We start from the raw sequence: 2500 nt of genomic DNA, 5'->3' as shown, positions 1-2500 counted from the left end.
CTGGTTCTCTGCGAAATCTATTTAGGTAGAGCGTCATCCGAATACCCCGGGGGGTAGAGCACTGGATGGGTAATGGGGCCCCACAGGCTTACTGATCCTAACCAAACTCCGAATACCCGGGAGTACTAGATGGCAGACACACTGCGGATGCTAACGTCCGTAGTGGAGAGGGAAACAACCCTGACCTACGACTAAGGCCCCCAATTCATGGCTAAGTGGGAAAGCAGGTGGGACGACCAAAACAACCAGGAGGTTGGCTTAGAAGCAGCCATCCTTTAAAGATAGCGTAACAGCTCACTGGTCTAAATAAGTTGTCCTGCGGCGAAGATGTAACGGGGCTCAAGCCATGAGCCGAAGTCTAGGGATGCGTAAGCATCGGTAGCAGAGCGTAGTGTGACATAGAACTCATCCGTATTTGCATCCACCTGGATGTAATGACGGATCGAGTTCTTTCGATGAAGCCGGGGCGTGAGCCATCCGGTGGAGAGATCACTAGTGAGAATGATGACATGAGTAGCGACAAAGAGTGTGAGAGACACTCTCGCCGAAAGTCCAAGGGTTCCTGCTTAAAGCTAATCTGAGCAGGGTAAGCCGGCCCCTAAGCCGAGGCCGAAAGGCGTAGGCGATGGGAACTAGGTTAATATTCCTAGGCCAGGAGGATGTGACGGATCACAGGTGTAGTTCAATCTTATCGGATTGATTGGGCTGCTGAGTGGTTCCTGGAAATAGCCCTCCATCAGACCGTACCCTAAACCGACACAGGTGGACTGGTAGAGCATACCAAGGCGCTTGAGAGAACGATGTTGAAGGAACTCGGCAAAATACCTCCGTAAGTTCGCGAGAAGGAGGCCCGGTTCCTAGGCAACTAGGGGCTGGGGGCACAAACCAGGGGGTGGCGACTGTTTATTAAAAACACAGGGCTCTGCGAAGTCGCAAGACGACGTATAGGGTCTGACGCCTGCCCGGTGCCTGAAGGTTAAAAGGAGAGGTGAGAGCCTTGAATTGAAGCCCAGGTAAACGGCGGCCGTAACTATAACGGTCCTAAGGTAGCGAAATTCCTTGTCGGGTAAGTTCCGACCTGCACGAATGGCGTAACGACTTCCCCGCTGTCTCCAACATCGACTCAGCGAAATTGAATTGCCTGTCAAGATGCAGGCTTCCCGCGGTTAGACGGAAAGACCCCGTGCACCTTTACTACAGCTTCGCACTGGCATCAGGATTGTGATGTGCAGGATAGGTGGTAGGCTTTGAAGCGGAAACGCAAGTATCCGTGGAGCCTCCCTTGAGATACCACCCTTCGCACTCTTGATGTCTAACCGCGGTCCGTTATCCGGACCCGGGACCCTGCGTGGCGGGTAGTTTGACTGGGGCGGTCGCCTCCTAAAGCGTAACGGAGGCGCGCGAAGGTTGGCTCAGAGCGGTCGGAAATCGCTCGTTGAGTGCAATGGCAGAAGCCAGCCTGACTGCGAGACTGACAAGTCGAGCAGAGTCGAAAGACGGCCATAGTGATCCGGTGGTCCCGAGTGGAAGGGCCATCGCTCAACGGATAAAAGGTACGCCGGGGATAACAGGCTGATACTGCCCAAGAGTCCATATCGACGGCAGTGTTTGGCACCTCGATGTCGGCTCATCTCATCCTGGGGCTGGAGCAGGTCCCAAGGGTACGGCTGTTCGCCGTTTAAAGAGGTACGTGAGCTGGGTTTAGAACGTCGTGAGACAGTTCGGTCCCTATCTGCCGTGGGTGTAGGAGACTTGAGAGGAGTTGCCCCTAGTACGAGAGGACCGGGGTGAACGATCCACTGGTGGACCAGTTGTCGTGCCAACGGCAGTGCTGGGTAGCTATGATCGGACAGGATAACCGCTGAAGGCATCTAAGCGGGAAGCCCCCCTCAAAACAAGGTCTCCCTGAGGGCCGTGGAAGACCACCACGTCAATAGGCCGGAGATGTAAGCGCAGTAATGCGTTCAGTTGACCGGTACTAATCGCCCGATAGGCTTGATTTGATCCAGTAACAGAAAGACAAATCAAACCAAAAGCATACACCGACCTTGACAATGGATGACGTCGTAGCGCCAAGCCGCGATGTTGATTGAAAACACAACCGAGTGGCAACGCACATACGCTAACTGCCACCTCGTCGCTTTCTTGCACAGCAAGAAAGTCAACATGGGCTTTTCCTCGGTTTGGTGGTCATAGCGCAAGTGAAACACCCGGTCCCATCCCGAACCCGGAAGTTAAGCACTGCCGCGCCAATGGTACTTGGGCTTAAGCCCCGGGAGAGTAGGTCACCGCCAAACCTAGTAAAAGCCCACAGTCTCTCTAATACGATCAGAAGAACACTACACGGCCTCAAGTAGCGTAAGCGGTAGGCCAACAAATGGTCTCAAGTAGCCGAATAGGCGGTAGACCAACGCAAAGTGTCGCGGGATGGAGCAGCCCGGTAGCTCGTCAGGCTCATAACCTGAAGGTCGCAGGTTCAAATCCTGCTCCCGCAACCAGC

General features: G+C 54.3%; 1 tRNA gene and 2 rRNA genes (1 of these 3 cut by a window edge). All 3 read left to right on the top strand.

Annotated elements, in window-relative coordinates:
• Positions 1 to 2003: ribosomal RNA gene (locus tag ACP15L_RS09635) — 23S ribosomal RNA — on the top strand (it extends 827 nt beyond the left edge of the window).
• 179 nt (positions 2004 to 2182) lie between these two features.
• A 5S ribosomal RNA gene (gene rrf, locus ACP15L_RS09630) occupies positions 2183 to 2297 on the top strand.
• A gap of 124 nt (positions 2298 to 2421) precedes the next feature.
• Positions 2422 to 2498 (top strand) — tRNA-Met (locus tag ACP15L_RS09625).
• Positions 2499 to 2500: the final 2 nt, after the last annotated feature.

Origin of the sequence: Ruegeria profundi, from assembly GCF_049800715.1 — a bacterium.
GTDB lineage: Bacteria > Pseudomonadota > Alphaproteobacteria > Rhodobacterales > Rhodobacteraceae > Ruegeria > Ruegeria profundi_A.
This window is presented reverse-complemented; position numbering and strand designations above follow the sequence as displayed.